At 31.3% G+C, this 20,326-nt stretch carries 22 protein-coding genes and 3 tRNA genes; 14 read left to right on the forward strand and 11 right to left on the reverse strand.

The features are described 5' to 3' along the window. Window positions 1–232 precede the first annotated feature (232 nt). The 5 genes from thrS (at window position 233) to GN138_RS14960 (ending at window position 4,375) form a co-directional block, all read left to right on the forward strand. Window positions 233–2,173: a threonine--tRNA ligase gene (thrS, locus tag GN138_RS14940; RefSeq protein ID WP_157364805.1), complete on the forward strand. Its 1,941-nt coding sequence runs from the start codon at window positions 233–235 to the stop codon at window positions 2,171–2,173. 38 nt (window positions 2,174–2,211) lie between these two features. Beyond that, window positions 2,212–2,760, forward strand: a complete 549-nt coding sequence (gene infC, locus GN138_RS14945; protein WP_317162765.1) for a translation initiation factor IF-3 — start codon at window positions 2,212–2,214, stop codon at window positions 2,758–2,760. A gap of 63 nt (window positions 2,761–2,823) precedes the next feature. Then, a complete protein-coding gene (gene rpmI, locus GN138_RS14950; protein WP_157364806.1) occupies window positions 2,824–3,021 on the forward strand; it encodes a 50S ribosomal protein L35 in 198 nt (65 codons plus the stop codon). Window positions 3,022–3,124: 103 nt separating this feature from the next. Then, complete coding sequence (gene rplT / locus GN138_RS14955) at window positions 3,125–3,469, forward strand: 50S ribosomal protein L20 (protein ID WP_114309713.1); 345 nt, start codon at window positions 3,125–3,127, stop codon at window positions 3,467–3,469. Window positions 3,470–3,571: 102 nt separating this feature from the next. Beyond that, window positions 3,572–4,375, forward strand: a complete 804-nt coding sequence (locus GN138_RS14960; protein WP_157364807.1) for an HAD family hydrolase — start codon at window positions 3,572–3,574, stop codon at window positions 4,373–4,375. Here GN138_RS14960 and GN138_RS14965 read toward each other — a convergent pair. The 9 genes from GN138_RS14965 to tgt form a co-directional block, all read right to left on the reverse strand. After that, window positions 4,349–4,771, reverse strand: coding sequence for a secondary thiamine-phosphate synthase enzyme YjbQ (locus tag GN138_RS14965; protein WP_157364808.1), 423 nt, complete (start codon window positions 4,769–4,771; stop codon window positions 4,349–4,351). The genes GN138_RS14960 and GN138_RS14965 overlap by 27 nt on opposite strands. A 159-nt stretch (window positions 4,772–4,930) precedes the next feature. After that, window positions 4,931–5,068 (reverse strand): EF-hand domain-containing protein, encoded by a 138-nt coding sequence (locus tag GN138_RS16220; RefSeq protein ID WP_231743091.1) that lies wholly within the window; start codon window positions 5,066–5,068, stop codon window positions 4,931–4,933. Between the two features lie 24 nt (window positions 5,069–5,092). Further along, window positions 5,093–6,277 (reverse strand): asparagine synthetase B, encoded by a 1,185-nt coding sequence (locus GN138_RS14975; protein ID WP_157364872.1) that lies wholly within the window; start codon window positions 6,275–6,277, stop codon window positions 5,093–5,095. Between the two features lie 201 nt (window positions 6,278–6,478). After that, window positions 6,479–7,513 (reverse strand): AI-2E family transporter, encoded by a 1,035-nt coding sequence (locus GN138_RS14980; protein ID WP_157364809.1) that lies wholly within the window; start codon window positions 7,511–7,513, stop codon window positions 6,479–6,481. A gap of 71 nt (window positions 7,514–7,584) precedes the next feature. Then, window positions 7,585–9,120, reverse strand: coding sequence for a replicative DNA helicase (gene dnaB, locus GN138_RS14985; RefSeq protein WP_157364810.1), 1,536 nt, complete (start codon window positions 9,118–9,120; stop codon window positions 7,585–7,587). Between the two features lie 168 nt (window positions 9,121–9,288). Next, window positions 9,289–10,242: an acetyl-CoA carboxylase carboxyltransferase subunit alpha gene (locus tag GN138_RS14990; protein ID WP_157364811.1), complete on the reverse strand. Its 954-nt coding sequence runs from the start codon at window positions 10,240–10,242 to the stop codon at window positions 9,289–9,291. Between the two features lie 144 nt (window positions 10,243–10,386). Beyond that, the gene (locus tag GN138_RS14995; RefSeq protein ID WP_157364812.1) at window positions 10,387–11,295 is read right to left on the reverse strand and encodes a DMT family transporter; all 909 of its coding nucleotides are present in this window, start codon (window positions 11,293–11,295) and stop codon (window positions 10,387–10,389) included. Beyond that, complete coding sequence (locus tag GN138_RS15000) at window positions 11,282–12,358, reverse strand: LptF/LptG family permease (RefSeq protein WP_157364813.1); 1,077 nt, start codon at window positions 12,356–12,358, stop codon at window positions 11,282–11,284. The genes GN138_RS14995 and GN138_RS15000 overlap by 14 nt, the downstream gene beginning before the upstream one ends. 33 nt (window positions 12,359–12,391) lie before the next feature. Next, the gene (gene tgt, locus GN138_RS15005; RefSeq protein WP_157364814.1) at window positions 12,392–13,522 is read right to left on the reverse strand and encodes a tRNA guanosine(34) transglycosylase Tgt; all 1,131 of its coding nucleotides are present in this window, start codon (window positions 13,520–13,522) and stop codon (window positions 12,392–12,394) included. 287 nt (window positions 13,523–13,809) lie between these two features. On the opposite strand from tgt, the gene GN138_RS15010 reads away from it, so the two are divergent. Genes GN138_RS15010 through GN138_RS15020 form a run of 3 tightly spaced genes read left to right on the forward strand, consistent with a single transcriptional unit; the run spans window position 13,810 to window position 16,306 of the window. Beyond that, on the forward strand, window positions 13,810–14,655 hold the full coding sequence (locus GN138_RS15010; protein WP_157364815.1) for a transketolase: 846 nt from the start codon (window positions 13,810–13,812) through the stop codon (window positions 14,653–14,655). A 43-nt stretch (window positions 14,656–14,698) separates the two neighbouring features. Continuing rightward, window positions 14,699–15,652 (forward strand): transketolase family protein, encoded by a 954-nt coding sequence (locus GN138_RS15015; protein ID WP_157364816.1) that lies wholly within the window; start codon window positions 14,699–14,701, stop codon window positions 15,650–15,652. A 57-nt stretch (window positions 15,653–15,709) separates the two neighbouring features. Next, entirely contained in the window at window positions 15,710–16,306 is a 597-nt protein-coding gene (locus GN138_RS15020) for an outer membrane beta-barrel protein (RefSeq protein ID WP_157364817.1), read from the forward strand. A 72-nt stretch (window positions 16,307–16,378) separates the two neighbouring features. Here the strand turns inward: GN138_RS15020 and GN138_RS15025 are convergent, their stop codons facing one another. Further along, a complete protein-coding gene (locus tag GN138_RS15025; RefSeq protein ID WP_157364818.1) occupies window positions 16,379–17,452 on the reverse strand; it encodes an FKBP-type peptidyl-prolyl cis-trans isomerase in 1,074 nt (357 codons plus the stop codon). Between the two features lie 134 nt (window positions 17,453–17,586). Here GN138_RS15025 and GN138_RS15030 point away from each other — a divergent pair, with 134 nt between their 5' ends. The 3 genes from GN138_RS15030 to GN138_RS15040 are packed head-to-tail and all read left to right on the forward strand — an operon-like array spanning window position 17,587 to window position 19,041. After that, complete coding sequence (locus GN138_RS15030; RefSeq protein WP_157364819.1) at window positions 17,587–17,958, forward strand: RNA-binding S4 domain-containing protein; 372 nt, start codon at window positions 17,587–17,589, stop codon at window positions 17,956–17,958. Beyond that, entirely contained in the window at window positions 17,945–18,538 is a 594-nt protein-coding gene (locus GN138_RS15035) for a methyltransferase domain-containing protein (RefSeq protein ID WP_157364873.1), read from the forward strand. The genes GN138_RS15030 and GN138_RS15035 overlap by 14 nt, the downstream gene beginning before the upstream one ends. Continuing rightward, window positions 18,538–19,041 carry a phosphoribosyltransferase family protein gene (locus tag GN138_RS15040; protein ID WP_157364820.1) on the forward strand — a complete coding sequence of 168 codons (504 nt, stop codon included), beginning with the start codon at window positions 18,538–18,540 and terminating at the stop codon, window positions 19,039–19,041. Before GN138_RS15035 ends, GN138_RS15040 begins: the two co-directional genes overlap by 1 nt. On the opposite strand, the gene GN138_RS15045 is transcribed toward GN138_RS15040, so the two are convergent. Next, on the reverse strand, window positions 19,033–19,554 hold the full coding sequence (locus tag GN138_RS15045) for a shikimate kinase (RefSeq protein WP_157364821.1): 522 nt from the start codon (window positions 19,552–19,554) through the stop codon (window positions 19,033–19,035). The genes GN138_RS15040 and GN138_RS15045 overlap by 9 nt on opposite strands. A gap of 126 nt (window positions 19,555–19,680) precedes the next feature. Here GN138_RS15045 and GN138_RS15050 point away from each other — a divergent pair. The 3 genes from GN138_RS15050 (at window position 19,681) to GN138_RS15060 (ending at window position 20,252) form a co-directional block, all read left to right on the forward strand. Then, a tRNA-Lys gene (locus GN138_RS15050) sits at window positions 19,681–19,753 on the forward strand. Between the two features lie 285 nt (window positions 19,754–20,038). Further along, a tRNA-Lys gene (locus GN138_RS15055) sits at window positions 20,039–20,111 on the forward strand. A 57-nt stretch (window positions 20,112–20,168) separates the two neighbouring features. After that, a tRNA-Leu gene (locus GN138_RS15060) sits at window positions 20,169–20,252 on the forward strand. The last annotated feature ends 74 nt before the right edge of the window (window positions 20,253–20,326 follow it).

The following is a 20,326-nucleotide window of genomic DNA, read 5'->3' on the forward strand; positions in this document are numbered from 1 at the left end:
AAATAAAGCGCAATCATTAACCATGATTCTTCAATAGTATCAATCGTTTATTGCCTAAACTTTTATTATAATAACTCTAAGTGCACAATACTAATCCTATAAAAAGAAATCCCAGACTAATCCAAAGTTAATATTATAGTGTATTATCTAAATTCTATTTATTTTATAGAAACTTCACTTTGTCTATTATATATATAGGTTTATCTTTGCAAGCTAAAATTTATAACTTATAATGATTAAAATTACTCTACCTGATGGTTCTGTTAGATCTTACGAAAAAGATATAACACCTTTTGAAGTGGCGAAAGATATTAGTGAAGGATTTGCAAGAAATGTAATATCTGCTAAATTTAATAGCACAACTATAGAAATCACCACACCTTTAACCACTGATGGTAGCTTAACTTTATACACCTTTAGGGATGATGCCGGAAAAAAGGCATTTTGGCACTCTTCTGCACATGTGTTGGCTCAGGCTTTGGAAGAACTATATCCTAATGTAAAATTATGGGTGGGTCCTGCTATAGAAAATGGGTTTTATTATGATGTGGATTTAGAAGATGGTTCAATATCTGAGAAAGATTTCAAAGCTATAGAAAATAAAATGATTGAAATAGCTAGAGGAAAACACGATTTTAAGATGAGAAATGTTTCAAAATCTGAAGCGCTCTCCTATTATGAAGGTAAAAATAATTATAAAGTAGACTTAATTAACAACCTTGAAGATGGCACAATCAGTTTTTGTGACCATTCCACATTTACTGATTTATGTCGTGGAGGCCATATTCCTAATACAGGAATTATAAAAGCTGTTAAAATATTAAGTGTTGCAGGTGCTTATTATAAAGGAGATGAAAACAATAAACAGTTAACTAGAGTTTATGGTATTTCATTTCCAAAACAAAAAGAGTTAACCGAGTATCTCCACTTATTAGAAGAAGCAAAAAAAAGAGACCATAGAAAACTTGGTAAAGAATTAGAACTTTTTACTTTTTCTCAAAGAGTTGGTCAAGGTTTACCTTTATGGTTACCAAAAGGAGCTGCTTTGCGAGAGAGATTAGAAAATTTCTTAAAAGCTGCACAAAAAAAGGCGGGTTATGAAATGGTAGTAACGCCACATATTGGGCAAAAAGAGCTTTATGAAACCTCTGGTCATTATGCTAAATACGGAGAGGATAGTTTTCAGCCTATAACAACTCCAGCTGAAGGAGAAGAATTCTTGTTAAAACCAATGAATTGCCCACATCATTGTGAAATCTATAATAGTAAACCTTTTTCATATAAAGAATTGCCAAAGCGATTTGCAGAATTTGGTACTGTGTATAGATACGAACAAAGTGGAGAATTACATGGTTTAACTAGAGTAAGAGGGTTTACTCAAGATGATGCACATATTTTTTGTACCCCAGAACAATTAGATTCAGAATTTAAAGAGGTAATAGATTTAGTTCTTTATGTTTTTGGCTCTTTAGGCTTTGAGAACTTTACAGCACAAGTTTCATTAAGAGATCCTGAAAACCCGGAAAAATATATAGGTACTGATGAAAACTGGGATAAAGCAGAAAAAGCAATTTTAAATGCAGCAATAGACAAAGGTTTAGATTATGTAGTTGAAACTGGCGAAGCTGCATTTTATGGACCAAAGTTAGACTTTATGGTTAAAGATGCCTTAGGAAGACAATGGCAACTAGGCACCATACAGGTAGATTATAATTTGCCAGAACGTTTTGATCTAACTTACAAAGGTAGTGATAATGAAATGCACAGACCCGTAATGATACACCGTGCACCTTTTGGAAGTTTAGAACGTTTTGTCGCTATATTATTAGAACATACAGGTGGTAATTTCCCACTTTGGCTAATGCCAGAGCAAGCAATTATTATATCAATTAGTGAGAAATATGAAAAATACGCCGAAAAAGTTTTAAATGTGCTAGAAAATCACGAAATTCGCGCCCTTACAGACAATAGAAATGAAACAGTGGGTAAGAAAATTCGCGAAGCAGAAATGCAAAAGTTTCCATTTATGATTATTGTAGGTGAACAAGAAGAAAAGGATGAAACAATAACAGTGCGTGAACATGGAGGAGAAGACCTTGGCACAATTACTGTTGAAGACTTTACCAAAATAGTTAATGATAGAGTAAGTAAAAGTTTAAAAACTTTTAAATAGATAAATAAAGTTTAATTTAAATTACAGAAGCCATAGCAATACGTAGAAACAGAAAGAACTATAATAGACGTGTATCTCAAGAAGATAAGCACCGTATTAATTCTAAAATCAGATCTGAAGAAGTAAGACTAGTCGGAGACAATGTAGAAATAGGAGTTTACCCTATAAAAAAGGCATTGTTAATAGCTGACGAACAAGGTTTAGATCTTGTTGAGATTTCGCCAAATGCGACACCTCCTGTTTGTAAAGTTATGGATTATAAAAAATTCCTTTACGAACAGAAGAAAAGAGAAAAAGCGTTAAAATCTAAAGCAACTAAAGTTGTAGTAAAAGAAATTCGTTTTGGTCCTCAAACAGATGATCACGATTACGAATTTAAAAAGAAACACGCTGAGAAATTCTTAAAAGACGGCGCAAAGTTAAAAGCCTTTGTATTCTTTAAAGGAAGATCCATTGTATTTAAAGAACAAGGACAGATTTTATTATTAAAACTTGCCCAAGATCTTGAAGAATATGGAAAAGTAGAACAAATGCCTAAACTAGAAGGAAAGCGAATGATAATGTTCATTGCACCTAAAAAGAAATAAAATCGCTGAACTAATTATTCAGCAATACGATAATAAGCGAAACGTAATATAAAAGAGGACAAAATGCCTAAAATGAAAACAAAATCGAGTGCTAAGAAACGTTTTAAACTAACTGGCACTGGTAAGATAAAAAGAAAGCATGCTTTTAAGAGTCATATTTTGACAAAAAAATCTAAAAAGCGTAAGCTAGCGTTAACTCATGATGCATTAGTTGATAAAGCAGATGAGAACAATATTAAAACAATGTTACGTTTAAAGTAATAATGTTTTAGTCGGTTAAAACAATTTATAAACCCTGGAGTTAGGCAAAATTATTTAGCAAGTGTCATAAACTGACCGCCTACTACAAAAAAACAATTTAGAAATGCCAAGATCAGTAAATTCAGTAGCAAAGAGAGCCAGAAGAAAAAAGGTTCTTAAGCAAGCAAAAGGTTACTTCGGAAGACGTAAAAACGTTTGGACAGTAGCAAAAAATGCGGTTGACAAAGCGATGCAATACTCGTACAGAGACCGTAGAAATAAAAAGAGAACATTTCGTTCGTTATGGATTATGCGTATTAACGCAGGTGCAAGACAACATGGGATGAGCTATTCAAAATTTATGGGAGGATTAAAAGCTAACAATATTGACTTAAACCGTAAGGTTTTAGCTGATTTAGCAATGAATCACCCAGAAGCTTTTGAAGCTATTATAAACAAAGTTAAATAAGGCTTTTAGCCAAATTAATAACAACATTTCGCTTATAAAATCCGGTTCATTAATTTGAATCGGATTTTTTATTTTAACATATTAGTTTTAAAAGCTCTACATATGAAACATATAAAAATGATAGTTACTGACATGGATGGAACACTATTAAACTCTAATCACAAGGTTAGTAAACGTTTCTTTAAAATATTTGAACATCTACAGCAACATAACATCTTGTTTGTTGCCGCAAGTGGACGACCATATTATAGTATTGTTGAGAAATTAAAATCAATAAAAAAAGATATTACAATAGTTGTTGAAAATGGAGGTTTGATTATAAAGGATGAAAACGTCATTCTCGCTCACACTTTAAATTTTAATACATTACGCCAATTATATAATTTAGTGATTAATATTAATGACACCTACCCTATCTTTTGTTCAAAGGATAAAGCATTTATTCTTAAAACCAATGATAGAATGATTGAAACCTTTTCTGAATACTATTCTGACTACACAATTATAGACTCATTAGACGATATAAATAAAGACATTATTAAAATAGCTTTATATCACAGTTTAAATTCTGAAGAACATATTTTTCCATATGTATCACATTTAAGTCCAGAATTAAGTGTTGTTGTATCAGGTAACAATTGGGTAGATATATCTGAGGCTAAAACAAATAAAGGCTATGCAATTACGTTAATACAGAAGCATTATGGAATATCTCCAGAAGAGACTATGGCTTTTGGCGATTACAATAATGATTTGGAATTATTGAAATGTGCTAAGTATAGTTATGCAATGGCAAATGCCCATTCAAATGTTAAGGCTATTGCTAATTTTGAAACTTTGAGCAATGACAATTTTGGAGTAGAGATGGTATTAGAGAAATTAATTTCCGAACGCAGTTATAACTAAATTTCTTCCTCTAGCGTTATTTCTATGTTCACATAGATAAATACCTTGCCAAATTCCTAAGTTTAATTTACCATTTGTTATTGGAATAATCACGGAATGCCCCATTAATGATGCCTTTATATGTGCTGGCATATCATCTAATCCTTCAAACGTATGTTTATAATAAGGTTGGTTTTCAGGAACCATTTTATTCATGTGACTTTCAAAATCTAATCTTACAGTATAATCAGCGTTCTCGTTTATAGTTAAACCTGCAGATGTGTGTTTAATAAAGACTTGAAATTGCCCTATCTTAAACTTACAAATTTCAGGCATTACACTTAGAACATCATCTGTTATTATATGAAAACCTCTAGAATAAGGCTGAAGTCTAATTTCTTTCTGAAAGAATTCCATATCATTTAAGTTATATTCACTACAATATTACTCTGAAATTTGATTAATTGCTAATAAAAATTCTTCCTAATTAACAAGTTCATCACCATCTTGATCATAACCTTCAATTAGCTTTGAAGACACCTTACCACGAATAAAACCATTAATTTCAGCTTTTTTTTAAAATTTTACGATTTCTTTCTTATTTAAAGTACCATTTCCATCCTTATCAAAAAAGTTAAAGGCGCATTCTGGTGTTTCAAAATGACTAGTAAATAGAATTTGAATTTTACTGACAACAGCTTTTTTAGTAGTCATAAAGTTTTGATTTCAACTCTTAAATTAAGTTTTCTGCTTCTTCTTTTTAGCAGCAGGAAATAATACATTATTTAAGATTAAACGGTAGCCTGGTGATGTTGGGTGAAGGTCTAATTCGGTTTTTGGGTCTCCTACTCTATGTGTATAATCTTCTGGGTCATGACCACCATAAAATGTAAAAAAACCTTTTCCTTTTATGCCATGTATGTATTTTGCCTCACCATTTGTTCTGTTTTCTCCCATTACTAAAACATTAGATTTAATCTCTTCTCTTGTAAAAGATGTGGTTTGTCCCATAAAACCTTTAACTAAAGCTGTGTGGTTTTGAGTTAACATCGTTGGTATTGGATCCCACTTAGCCGAATATTCCATTAAAGAAAAATAATCAGTTGTTTTAGGGATTTTACGTTTTTGAGTCATATCTATCGAAGAAAACTCGTAAACGTTTGGGCTTCTTTCTAATGTAAAATCTTTGAAAGCAAACGTTGGTGAATAATCTATTTTAGATTGATAACCTGGATCGCTAGCATCACCATCAAACATTGGCTCACAAATATCTACACCTTCTGCAGATAATGCTATATCAAAACTATCCGTTGCAGAACACATGGCAAACATAAAACCACCTCCTACTACATAATCTCTAATTTTTAAGGCGACTGCTAATTTCTCTTCGGACACTTTAGAATAACCTAATTTATTTGCTAAGGCTTCCGCATTATTCTTTTCTTCTATATACCAAGCTGCGGAACGGTATGTTCTATAAAATTTACCGTATTGACCTGTAAAGTCTTCATGATGTAAGTGCAACCAATCGTAAAGTAACAATTCATCATTTAAAACCTCTTCATCATAGATAGTTTCATAAGGAATTTCTGCATAAGTTAAAACCATAGTAACTGCATCATCCCAAGGTTGTTTTCCGTTAGGTGTATAAACTGCTATTTTAGGTGCTTTTTCTAATACTACCGCTTCTTGATTAACTGAAGGGCTAGCAATATCTTTTAGTATTTTTTCTACTTGACTATTAGAAATTACTTCAAATGATACACCTCTAATTTGACATTCTCTCTGAATTATTTCTGCATCTGGTAATAAAAAAGAGCCTCCTCTATAATTTAATAGCCATTTTACTTTAAGCTCTCTTTCTAGTGTCCAATAGGTTACACCATACGCTTTTAAATGATTTTTTTGTGTTTCGGCATCCATTGGTATTAGTATATAAGATGCATAAGTCTTTATACTTAACAGCAATAAAAAACTGAATATTATAATTTTTTTCAATTTCATTAATATTTAACGAAATATAACTATTATTTAGTCTATAACTATAGATTTTATCATTCTTTTAAGAGGACAGAAATGAAACTTGTTACAAATTAAATTTCTTAAAACTTTTTATTTCTCTATTTAATCGAATTGAGATTCATTACCAGAGAGTAAGCTTGCGATAAGTTTAGTACCTTCAAACTGTTCTAAAATAATTTTTATAAAAACGGTTATTGGTATTGCCATAATTAAACCTGGAATTCCCCAAAGGAAGCCCCAAAACATCAGCATTACCAATACTGCAATAACATTTATAGAAAATGATTTTCCCATAAAAATTGGTTCTAATATTGCTCCAAATGTTACTTGCACCATTGATATAGCAACAATAAAGAAAAACAAAGTACTTGTTGGGTCTAGTTCTACAAATGCAAAAATTGACAATAATATTACAGAAATAAAGGAACCAACCATTTGAACAAAGTTTATAGCAAATGCAAATAATCCCCAAAATATAGGAAAACTAACATCAAAAAACACACACATTAAACCTGTAAACAAGCCCGTTAATGCACTGACCAAAAACTTCACTTTAATGAATTTAATTAAATCATTCTCTATCTTCATAAACGTTTTTACAGAAGTATGTTTGCGTTTTAATATGGTATTATTTAGTAGTTTATGAACATTAATAGATTCTGCAAGCCAGAGTACTACAAAGAATACTGTCATTAACAAACCCGTAAGAAATGAATTTAAAAAACCTAAGGTAGAACCCAGATTATCCTTAGCAAAAAATTGACCAATAAAGCTATGCTCTTGTTCAAATTCTATTCCAAAATTATCGAATAAATAAACCTTTAAGTCTGCTAATTTTAACTCTGCTTTAGATAAAAACTCAGTGTTATTAGCCAAAATTTGTCTACTAGATAATTGTATTAATTCTACACCTATTTTTAGACCAATTGATACCAAAAGCAACACAATAATTATACTTACTACTTTAGGTATATTTCTTCTACTAAGCCATCTCATAATTGGCAAAAATAGTAGAGCTATAAACATTGAAAAAATCAATGGTATAAAAATAAATGAGAGAATCTTTAGTAAATAAAATACTAAAGGAACCGCTATAATTAGCAATAAAATATTAGTGGTACGTCTTTGATCTAACATGAGACAGATTTGGATTTTAATAAGCTGTCAAAGATAGGTTAAATTACCTATTTATATTCCTTAAAAAGTTGTTAAAAAGGAACTCCATCATCTTCTGGAGCATCAAAAGCATCAGAAGGAGAAATAAAACTATCTGGTGTAAAAGTATTATCATTTGCAGCTTCATTCATTTTAGAATGATATTCTTCTCCAAAAGGCGTGTCGAAATCATCTAAATTATCAAATTTACCTAAATGACCTAAGAACTTTAATCTAATGTTTTCTAAACCACCATTTCTATGTTTTGCTACAATAAATTCACCTTGTCCTGCTGTTGGAGAACGTTCTTCATCATCCCATTCATCAATTTTATAATATTCTGGTCTGTATATGAAGGATACAATATCTGCATCTTGCTCAATTGCCCCAGATTCACGTAAATCAGATAATAAAGGTCTTTTACTACCACCACGGGTTTCTACAGCTCGAGATAACTGTGATAATGCTATAACTGGTACATTTAATTCTTTAGCTAATGCTTTTAAGTTACGCGAAATCATGGATATTTCTTGTTCTCGATTACCTCCTTTTTGACTGCCACCGGCTGTCATTAACTGCAAGTAATCTATCATAATCATTTTTATTCCGTATTGCGATGCTAAACGACGTGCTTTTGCTCTTAAATCGAAAATAGATAACGAAGGTGTATCATCTATAAATAATGGCGCTTTTTCTAAAGTTTTAACTTTTACGTTAAGTTGTTCCCACTCGTGTTTTTCTAATTTTCCTGTTCTTAATTTTTCTGAGGACAAGCCAGTTTCACTAGATATTAAACGTGTAATTAACTGTACCGATGACATTTCTAAGGAGAAAAATGCTACAGGTGTATTAGTGTTAACTGCAATGTTTCTTGCCATTGTAAGGGTAAACGCTGTTTTACCCATACCAGGACGAGCCGCTACAATTACTAAATCTGAAGGCTGCCAACCAGATGTTAATTTATCTAATTTATCAAAACCAGAAGCAATACCGCTCATTCCTTCTTTATTAGAAATCTCTTCAATCTTTTTCTTGGCTTGTATTACTAAACTTTGTGCAGATTCAGTAGATTTCTTTACATTGCCTTGGGTGACCTCATACAATTTAGCCTCAGCTGTGTCTAAAAGGTCAAAAACATCTTTAGTTTCATCATAAGCTTCCTCAATTATTTCGTTTGAAATTTTAATCAAACTTCTTTGAATAAACTTTTGAAGAATTATACGTGCATGAAACTCAATATGCGCAGATGATGATACACGTTGGGTTAATGAAATAAGATAAAAATCACCTCCTATAACATCAAGTTTCTGGTCTTTTTTTAATTGGCTAGATACGGTTAATAAATCTATAGGTTCGCTGTTTTCAAACAACTTAAAAATAGATTCAAAGATAAATTTATGTGCTTCTTTATAAAATGCATCTGGACTTAAAATATCAATAACCTCATCAACACCTTTCTTATCAATCATCATAGCGCCAAGTACAACTTCTTCTAAATCAGTTGCTTGAGGCGGTATCTTACCTTTCTCTAAATTAATTAGAGTACTTTTATCTACTTTATAGCCAGTTAATGGATTGGGTTGTTTCATAAGTAACAAAAATAACTAAATAGTAAAGATGAAATGCTTAAGATGGGTTTACAATCTTAACATGTCATCAACAATTTAACTGTTAATAACTTAAATATATTGTTGATAGTGACAAAAAAAACCGAAGTCTAAACTTCAGTTTTTTTACGTTGCCTATGTTTAGTGTAATTAGTCTTTATAGACTCCCATTGCATCGTATTTTTCCATACGTTGATTCACTAAATCATTTGGTGATAAGTTTTTAAGTTCTTCATAAGACTTTACTATAGCATCAGTTACAGACTTAAAAGTTTTTGTTCTATCTCTATGTGCACCTCCTAATGGTTCTTTAATAATTTGATCCACTAGTTTCATGCGTTTCATATCTTTTGCTGTTAGTCTTAAAGCTTCAGCTGCTTGTTCTTTATACTCCCAACTTCTCCATAAAATAGATGAACAAGATTCTGGAGATATAACAGAATACCAAGTATTCTCTAACATCATTACACGATCACCGACACCTATACCTAAAGCTCCACCAGATGCACCTTCACCAATAATTATAGTGATAATTGGTACTTTAAGACGTGCCATTTCTAATATGTTTCTTGCAATTGCTTCACCTTGCCCACGCTCTTCTGCTTCTAAACCAGGATATGCGCCTGGTGTATCAATAAGAGTAACAACCGGAATTCCGAATTTCTCTGCAGATTTCATTAAACGCAATGCTTTACGGTAACCTTCTGGATTAGACATTCCGAAATTACGATATTGCCTAGTTTTAGTATTAAAACCTTTTTGTTGACCAATAAACATATATGTTTGGTCACCAATTTTGCCTAAACCACCTATCATGGCTTTGTCATCCTTTACATTTCTGTCTCCATGTAATTCTAAAAAAGTATCACCACAAAGTGCTGTAATATAATCTAAGGTATAAGGTCTGTTTGGATGCCTAGACATCTGCACACGTTGCCATGCCGTAAGATTTTTATAAATATCCTTTTTTGTAGCCTCTAATTTTCTTTCAATCTGTTTACAGGTTTCTGAAACATCTACTTCACTTTCCTTTCCAATAATTTCACACTTATCAAGCTGTTCTTCAAGCTCTTTTATTGGTAATTCAAACTCTAAGTATTCCATACAATTTGAAGTTAGTTTTTTTGTTTAGTTAGTTGGTTACAAACCTACGTATTCTTATTCACTTTTAAGAAAAATTATTTTAATAAGTCGGTTCAATTTCTTTGAACATCAAAAATAGGCATTATCACAGACACTATAAAAACTTTAACTTGTAATTTCGTTTGATTTAATTTTTCTGCTTTTATAATTTTTAAAAATGGCATCAAACAAAACAGTGATTAATATAAGGATTGCGCCAAGATAAAATTGTGATGACATTTTTTCTGTTTCTGGAAATAAAACTAAAGCAATGGCTATACCATAAATAGGTTCTAGGTTATAACTTAATATTACAGTAAAAGGACTTATATAGCGCATAACATCTACCGAACCTATAAATGCATATGCTGTGCATACTGATGCCAAAATGAATAAGTACAACCAATCTTCATTGGGTAATGTAAAGAACTCTGCATTAAATCTTTTACCAGATAATACTATAAATATTGTTAAAAACACCACACCACTAACAAACTCATAGAAGGAGATAACTGTTGCTCTATATTGCTCAATAAACCTACCGTTTATTACCGCAAATAATGTAGAGAATAATGCCGAAAATAACCCTAAGATGATTCCGTTTATGTAGCCCATTTCGCTACTTGTTATTAAAAGTACACCCAAAATTACAACTACACCAAAAACAATCTCATAACCTAAGATTCGTCGTTTAAAAAAAAGAGGTTCTATAAACGAAGCAAAGAAAGCTCCTGACGAAAACATTGCTAACGCAATAGAAACGTTGGCCTGATTAATAGCTTCAAAAAAAGTAATCCAATGCAATGCTATAATGACACCTGCTATGGAAAATTGCAATAAAGTTCTTTTAGATACCTTAATATTTAGTTTAATAATCTTTATAAAAATAAACATTATAATACCAGCCATTGCCATTCTATACCACACAAGTTCTAAGGCACCAATGGTAATTTTTTTACCTAATATAGCCGTAAAGCCAGCTATAAGAACTAGAAAATGTAAGTGTAAATAGTACTTTAATTTAACGTTTGGCATTACGCAATAGATAGATTGCTAAAATACCAAATATTAGATTAGGAAACCAAACCGCTATAATTGCTGGGAAGTTAGATTGCTCTGCCATAACCCCAAATACTTTATCGAAAAAGACATAAATCATAGCTATTGCAATACCAAAGGCGAGATTTACACCCATTCCTCCTCGTCGTTTAACGGAAGACACTGCTACCGCAATAATAGAAAGTATATAAATAGAAACAGGTAAACTCCATTTTTTTAATTTAACCACTTCATATCTGCCAATATTTGGTGAGCCCCTTCGTTTTTCTGCCGCAATAAAATCTAGCAATTCACCGTAAGGTTTTGTTTCTGCTGCGTATTCAACTGGAGTTAAATCTTCGAGTTCAAAAGGAAAATCCATATTTCTTTTTCGTTCCTTTTCAACGGTTTCAATACCATTTTCAAACGACCTTTTAATAAAAGTAGTAAGCCTATATGTGCTATCTTCTTCATTATAGCGAATATTATCTGCAAAAATTTTATATTTTAACTCATTACCTTCAAAATGTTCGTAGGTAAAATTAACACCACTTTTATTACTTGGCACAAAATTACTTACATAGATATAATCATTATCATTGATTTGCTGATAGACATCTCTCGTTTGTTGAACATTTTTATTCTTTTTTAAGTACTTAAACTTAAATTCATTAAAACCTTTACTCGCAATAGGTGCCAAATACATTCCTAAAAACAATGCAAAAGCTGCCACAATTGTTGCGCCAATCATATAAGGTCTTAAAAATCTTGAAAACGATACACCAGAACTTAAAAAAGCAACGATCTCAGTATTATTCGCCAACTTAGAAGTAAACCAAATAACCGATAAGAATAAAAATAATGGAAATAAAAGATTTGCAAAATAAACTGTAAAATTGGCATAATAGAAAGCAACCTCTCCAAATGGTGCATTGTTTTCTAACATTTTACCTACTTTTTCAGCTAAATCTACTGTTATTCCGATAGGAACAAACAGTAATAACATCATTAAAAATGTAAATAAATAGCGTTTTAATATGTACCAATCTAAGATTTTCAATTTGCTTATTTTTTAAATAAAAATATATAAATTTTATAGTCGGTTGTCCATTTGCTTAACCATTTTTTCTTTCCATGCTCTAAAATCACCAGCAATAATATGCTTTCTCGCTTCTCTTGTTAGCCATAAATAGAATCCTAGGTTATGTATGGTAGCAATTTGCTTTCCTAATAATTCATTAACGGTAAACAAATGTCTTAAATATGCTTTACTATATTCTGTATCTACAAAAGTTATACCCATTTCATCTATTGGCGAAAAATCATTGGCCCATTTTAAATTTTTAATATTTATAGATCCATGAGCTGTAAATAACATGCCGTTTCTTGCATTTCTTGTAGGCATTACACAATCAAACATATCTACGCCTAACGCAATATTTTCTAATATATTGATAGGTGTACCAACGCCCATTAAATATCGCGGTTTATCTTCTGGTAAAATGTTACAAACAACTTCTGTCATGGCATACATTTCCTCTGCTGGCTCACCCACGGAAAGCCCTCCTATGGCATTACCTTCTGCGCCTGCATTAGCAATATACTCTGCAGATTGTTGCCTTAAATCTTTATAGGTACTACCTTGTACTATAGGAAAAAACGTTTGGTTATAATCATAACTTAATGGTGTTTTCTTAAGATGCGTTAAACAACGTTCTAACCAACGATGCGTCATATTCATAGAACGTTTTGCATAGTTATAATCGCATGGGTAAGGCGTACACTCATCAAAAGCCATAATGATGTCGGCACCTATTTTACGTTGAATTTCCATAACATTTTCAGGTGTAAATACATGGTAGCTTCCATCTATATGAGATTTAAACTTTACACCTTCTTCCTTAATTTTTCTATTAGAAGATAAAGAGTAAACTTGGTAACCACCAGAATCTGTTAAAATGTTTCTATCCCAATTCATAAATTTATGCAAACCACCGGCTTGCTCTAAAATTGGCGTTTGCGGTCTTAGATATAAATGATAGGTATTACCTAAAATAATATCTGGATTAATATCATTTTTCAATTCTCTCTGATGCACACCTTTTACAGAAGCTACTGTACCAACAGGCATAAAAATTGGTGTCTCTATGGTGCCATGATCTGTAGTTATAGAACCCGCTCTAGCTTTTGTTTCTTTATCTGTTGCTACTCTCTTAAATTTCATCTATTGTACTTATTGCTTTGTCGCGAATATGAGTTGTAAATAATTAAATATTTCAATTATTTTTGAATGTAAATTACCTATATCCTATTCATTAAATATAAGTTGGACGGCAAATATATAGAACTCTTTAAGAATCCGTCTTAAATTAAATTTAAATTGCAATAAGAATTTTAGAAATATTCATTTTGTTAGCAAATATTGTATTTAGTTAATAAGTGCATTAAATCTACTTTTGAAAGACCTCTGTAATAAGTTATTTTTGTAGCATAAAACATAAGCAACATAACATGCCAAACATTAAAGAATTAAACGATTTTACAACTCAAGTTCGTAGAGATATTATACGAATGGTACACAAAGTAAACTCTGGTCATCCAGGTGGATCACTAGGTTGTGCGGAATTTTTCGTTTCTCTATATCAAGATATATTAGATACCAAAGATGGTTTTGATATGGATGGTATTGGAGAAGATTTATTCTTTCTCTCAAACGGACATATATCTCCAGTTTATTACAGTGTTTTAGCTAGATCTGGATATTTTCCGGTAGAGGAATTAAACACCTTTAGATTACTAAACACAAGATTACAAGGTCACCCAACTACTCACGAAGGTTTACCTGGAGTGCGTATTGCTTCTGGATCATTAGGGCAAGGTATGTCTGTTGCCATTGGTGCAGCACAAGCAAAAAAGCTTAATAACGACGACCACCTTGTGTATAGTCTTCATGGAGATGGTGAGTTACAAGAAGGACAGAATTGGGAGGCAATAATGTATGCTTCTGCTAAAAAAGTAGATAACTTAATTTCTACTATAGATTTAAACCAGCAACAAATTGATGGTTCTACAGATGATGTTCTACCAATGGGAAGCTTAAGAGCAAAATTTGAAGCTTTTGGATGGCTTGTTATTGATATTGAAAAAGGAAACGATATTGAAGCTATTTTAAAAGGAATGGCTGAAGCGAAATCTTTAACAGGTAACGGAAAACCAGTTTGTGTCTTATTACATACAATAATGGGTAATGGTATCGATTTTATGATGCATACTCACGCTTGGCATGGTAAAGCACCTAACGATGAGCAACTGGCTACTGGCTTAGCTCAAAATCCTGAAACTTTAGGAGATTATTAAAAAAAGACTAATTAAACATATACCCGCTTTTGTGGGCATTATTATGAAAACATACACATATACAGAAAAAAAAGATACAAGAAGTGGATTTGGAGCAGGTTTAGCAGAACTTGGTAGAACAAACCCAAATGTGGTTGCCTTATGTGCTGACCTTATTGGATCTTTAAAAATGAATGAATTTATTGATGAAAATCCTGAGCGTTTTTTCCAAATAGGTATTGCAGAAGCCAATATGATGGGTATTGCTGCTGGTTTAACCATTGGTGGAAAAATTCCTTTTACTGGTACATTTGCTAATTTCTCTACTGGTAGAGTTTACGATCAGATTCGTCAATCTATTGCTTATTCTGGAAAAAATGTAAAAATTTGTGCATCTCACGCAGGACTAACTTTAGGTGAAGATGGTGCAACACACCAAATATTAGAAGATATTGGGTTAATGAAAATGTTACCAGGAATGGTTGTAATTAATCCATGTGATTACAACCAAACTAAAGCAGCAACTATTGCAATTGCAGATTATGAAGGTCCTGTATATTTAAGATTTGGTCGTCCATCAGTACCTATTTTTACACCTGCTGATCAGAAATTTGAAATAGGAAAAGCTATTCAACTTACTGAAGGTACAGATGTAACTATAGTGGCTACAGGTCATTTAGTTTGGGAAGCATTAGAAGCTTCTAAAGTATTAAACGAAGCAGGTATTTCTGCAGAAGTTATTAATATTCATACTATTAAGCCATTAGATGATAAAGCAATTTTAGATTCTGTAGAAAAAACTGGTTGTATTGTTACCGCAGAAGAACACAACCATCTTGGTGGATTAGGTGAAAGTGTAGCTAGAGTTTTAGCGCAACACAAACCAACACCTCAAGAGTTTGTTGCAACTAACGATACCTTTGGAGAATCTGGCACACCTGCTCAGCTTATGGAGAAATATGGATTAAACGCTAATGCCATTGTTAAAGCGGTAAATAAAGTAATCAATAGAAAATAATTTTGTTTTGGCATCGTTTTTGAAAGTACATACTTAAATCTAAAAAAAACGAACATTATGAGAAATTTAAAAAAATCAGTTATTTCAACTGCACTTTTACTATTTATTGGGTTAGGTTTATCTGCCCAAAACAAAAGTTCATTTGGTTTTAAAGGTGGTTTAAACTATGGTGCCAATGGCGATTATTTTGATTCAGTGAATCTTAATTATAACAATCCTGATGAAAATATTGGCTATCATATTGGTATTTTCGGTAAAATTGGTAATAAAATTTATTTAAGGCCAGAAATTGTTTATACAGTTACCAAAAGTGATTATGAGAATAATGACTTTAATATAAAAAAAATAGATGTTCCTGTTTTAGTAGGTATTAAAGTATTAGGACCAGTAAGTGTATTTGCAGGACCGTCTGCACAATATATACTTGAAACTGATTTTCATGGCATTGATATTGATGATCTACAAGACGATTTTACGGTAGGGCTTAACTTTGGGATTGGCTTAAATTTCAATAAAATAGGAATCGATTTAAGATACGAAAGAGGATTTGGTGAAAACGAGGCCTCATTTATTGAAAATAATATCACTTCTATTAACAGTAGAATTGATACAAGACCAGAACAATTGATACTTAGTTTATCTATTGGACTTTAATTATAAAATAAGATAAATAAGAAAAGCCACTCTAAATTGAGTGGCTTTTTTTATGTCTATTAAAAAATACTTTTATTCTTCCTCCTCCTCATTATAATCTATTGCAATTGTTGCATCTAAATAATCTGGTGTTCCGTCACCGTTAGAATCAACAACCGTTACTGTATTAATGGTAATTACACCAGCAACTTCTGATCGAGAATACTCGTATTCATTCGTAGCAAGTATTGGTTCTTCTTCATTCTCGTTAGTATCAACTACATATTCCGTAGATATTAATTCATTAAAGGTAGAAACATCATCTCCATCATCATCAAAATCTATATAATTAGGAAAACCATCTTCATCTGTATCATCATCAAAAGCTTCTGTATTATCATCTAAATCTTCTAAATATGACGGTATCCCATCATTATCATGATCTTCTAATTCATATTGTAATAATTCAAATTTAAACATTAAATTATCATAAGAAGAGCCTGTACTTGTTCCTGCAAAGTAACCTAAACCAGAAGGTACAAACATAACTCCTAATCCAAAATTATTATAATCAACAATACCATCAACCAAATCAAAACCATCTGCAGTGTTAAACATTGGCATTACCAATTGCCATGCTCTGATGGTACCAAAAGTAGAAAACCCATCTCCTTGTAATAATAAATCTCCTGGTGTTGTAATAACATCAAATATACCTCCATCATCGTTTATAGAAGTTCCTTCGTAACGCACTCTAACTTCATCTGTAAAATTTGGTGAGTCACCACTACCCTGATTTAAATGTAAAACATAATATTCGTAATCTGCCTCTAAATAAGTGGTTGTATAAGTAGTAACAGCATCTATTAATAACGTGTTATTATCTGGGTCTGGCATATCTAAATACTCACCTGTAGTCTCATCTATTGGTAACTCAGTAATAATAATATCCGTGTATTTTGGATTTGTACTAGATGCTATGTATGCAGAATTGTAATAATGTGTAGATAAATACAATACTATAGAATCGTTATCTTTAACTTGTTGTTCTGTTCTATCTTCTAACTCTACCGTTGTAGTTCCGCCATCATCATCGTTGTCACAAGAAATTAATAAAGAAAATAATGCAAGAAATATAATACTTAATCTTAAGGTTTTTACTTTCATAAAATTCAATTTAATATGTTTAAAACTACCACAGTTTTAAAACGTCGTTCATTATTGCTTAATTTTAAGTCGCAAGATACAATAATATAATATTTTTGCACTCATCTATGAAAGTAGTTTTTTATTAAAACATTATGCGAATTGATAAATATTTATGGTGTGTACGTTATTACAAAACACGCAGCATTGCAACCAAAGCGTGCAAAAAAGGACAGGTAAAAGTAAATGGTGCTGCAGTTAAACCATCGAGAGAAATTTACCCAACTGATAAAATTGAACTTAGAAAAGACCAGATTACATATCAATTAACGGTGAACGATTTACCTCCAAACCGCGTTGGTGCTAAACTTGTAGATATTTACAGAGTAGATACAACACCTAAGTCTGCTTTTGAAGCTAAAGAATTACTTAAATACAGTAAAGACTATTATAGGAAAAAAGGCACAGGCAGACCTACTAAAAAAGACCGTAGAGATATCGACGATTTTTATGATGAGGAAGAATAATCACAATATTACATATTGGAAAAATCGGTATAATAATAAAAAAACAGGTTGGAATATTGGTAAAATTTCAACACCTTTAAAAGTATATATCGATCAACTTAAAGACACATCTTTAAAAATATTAATTCCAGGTGCAGGCAACAGCTATGAAGCAGAATATCTATGGAAAAAAGGTTTTAAAAATGTATATGTACTAGATTTTGTAAAACAGCCTTTAAATAATTTAAAAGCTAGAGTATCTAACTTTCCAGATAATCAATTATTACATATTGATTTTTTTGAACTTGAAAATCGTTTCGATATCATTATAGAGCAAACTTTTTTCTGTGCTTTAAACCCTAACTTAAGAAAAGCCTATAAAAATAAAATGTTAGACCTTCTTAAACCAAAAGGAAAACTAGTGGGATTACTTTTTAATTTTGAATTATCTAAAAATGGACCTCCATTTGGCGGCAGTAAAAACGAATATAAAGACCTATTTAGCATACAATTTAATATAAAAACATTAGAACCTTCAATTAATTCTATAAAAGAAAGAGAAGGTAAAGAACTGTTTTTTATCTTTGAAAAAAAGACCTAATGGCACTAACAAAAAATACAATTTTAAGTCATAAACAAATTGAACATAAAATAAAACGAATTGCATATCAAATATATGAAAGTAATGTTGATGAAACAGAACTTATTATAGCTGGTATAGAAAGCAACGGATTTATTTTAGCTAAAAAAATAAAAGAACAATTAGATAAAATTTCTTCCATTGAGTCTACACTTTGTAAAGTAAGTATAAATAAACCCGAACCTACTAAACCAATTAAAACTTCTATAAAAAAAGAAGATTACGCCAATAAATCTCTTGTACTTATAGATGATGTATTAAACTCAGGAAGTACATTAATTTATGGTATTAAACATTTTTTAGATGTACCCTTAAAACAATTTAAAACAGCTGTTTTAGTAAATAGAAATCATAAAAAGTTTCCTGTTAAAGCAGATTTTAAAGGTATTTCTTTGTCCACTTCATTATTTGAGCACGTGCATGTTAATCTATCTAAGCAACCTTATGAGGCTTATTTAGATTAAATAGGTTAAAATGTTTTCTAGTACTTGTTTTAAAGACTGATTATCTGTACTAATTGTATGTTTTGCAGTCATATAATAAGGTGAACGTTCAAATAAATGTTTACCAACAAACTCTAACATATCTTCTTCTGAGTTAATATGACTTATTAATGGCCTATCTACTTTTGCAGCAAATAAACGTTTTGATAAAAGCGGAATAGATAGTTTTAAATAAAATGAAACCACATTAGAATTAGAATTTATTAAATTCATATTATTGCTATAACAAGGCGTCCCTCCTCCTAACGATAAAACTATATTATCTAATTGGTCGATAATTTCACTCAAATAATGCGTTTCCTTTTTTCTAAAATAAATTTCGCCTTTAGACTGAAACAAATCTGTAATTGTAGTATTCTCTTTTTCAGAAATAAAGTCATCTAAATCTAAAAAATTATAGTTTAATACAGATGCTAATTCTTTACCAAGTGTAGATTTACCCGAGCCCATATATCCTAATAAAACTATAATCATAATACTTAAAAATTGATTATTAAACCTTTACGCTTTGAAGGAACAAAAAAACAAAAAAAATCCTAAAAATGTATTGTTAAATTAAAGAAAGCTTATATATTTGCACCCTCGTTAGAAAAACGTAACGACCAGTTAGCTCAGTTGGCAGAGCATCTCCCTTTTAAGGAGAGGGTCCTGGGTTCGAGCCCCAGACTGGTCACTAAAAAGTTAAGCTACCAAGCTTAGCTTTTTTTTTGTGCAAATTCTAATTTAAATTGTAGTAAAACTAACTTATCATTTTAATTTTTATATAAATTAGAGAAAATTACACAAAACCAAAAAAAAACGCTTAAAACACTCAATAACAACACATTAAAAAGAATAAAATCAAATTTATAATGGCATAAAAATTGAAACTTCAAAAAAAAAATAAATTTTTATAAAATCTATTCTTTCTATTTATATAAAGGTTTTATATTTGCACCCGCGTTGTTAAAAATATAACGACCAGTTAGCTCAGTTGGCAGAGCATCTCCCTTTTAAGGAGAGGGTCCTGGGTTCGAGCCCCAGACTGGTCACTATAAAAAGTTAAGCTACTAAGCTTAACTTTTTTTTATCTTATTGCATGCATTTTTGCGCACGTGGCGGAATTGGTAGACGCGCCAGCTTGAGGGGCTGGTGGACATTAGTCCGTGGAAGTTCGAGTCTTCTCGTGCGCACTTTTTTCTAGGTATTCCTTATTCTTTTTACTACATTCTATAAAATGTTCTTTTTACATTTTATTTAAAATATC

The organism is Winogradskyella endarachnes (genome assembly GCF_009741275.1).
In the GTDB taxonomy this organism is placed as follows: Bacteria; Bacteroidota; Bacteroidia; order Flavobacteriales; family Flavobacteriaceae; genus Winogradskyella; species Winogradskyella endarachnes.